The organism is Anoxybacillus sp. LAT27 (genome assembly GCF_022030075.1).
GTDB lineage: Bacteria > Bacillota > Bacilli > Bacillales > Anoxybacillaceae > Anoxybacillus > Anoxybacillus kestanbolensis.
The window spans coordinates 1-266 of the sequence record NZ_JAIWYK010000189.1 but is presented as its reverse complement, the minus strand read 5'-3'; the positions used below and the strand labels follow the sequence as shown (position 1 = coordinate 266).

Sequence of the window (266 nt, the reverse complement as noted above, 5' to 3'; positions counted from 1 at the left end):
CGCTCCGGCGCCGACTAACACGACATGCTTTCCCCGTATTTTCTTTTGCCCTTCCTCGCCAATCGGTGCAAATAGTTGCTGCCGGGAATACCGTTCGTTCAAACAACACTCATTCCTTCCGTTGGACTGCTCGCTGACGCGTACCGTTTTTTCGGGATGCGTCCGGCTTCATAGCCGAGCCGGCCCGCTTCCACCGCCAGCTTCATCGCTTTCGCCATTTTCACTGGATCGGCCGCGCCGGAAACAGCGGTGTTCAAGAGCACCCC

The 266-nt window shown here is 57.9% G+C and carries 2 pseudogenes; both read right to left on the bottom strand.

From position 1 onward, the window contains the following. Positions 1 to 102, bottom strand: a pseudogene (locus LD028_RS09070) (thiamine biosynthesis protein MoeB); the annotation flags it as partial. Further along, a pseudogene (locus tag LD028_RS09065) lies at positions 99 to 266 on the bottom strand (thiazole synthase); the annotation flags it as partial. The pseudogenes LD028_RS09070 and LD028_RS09065, both read right to left, overlap by 4 nt.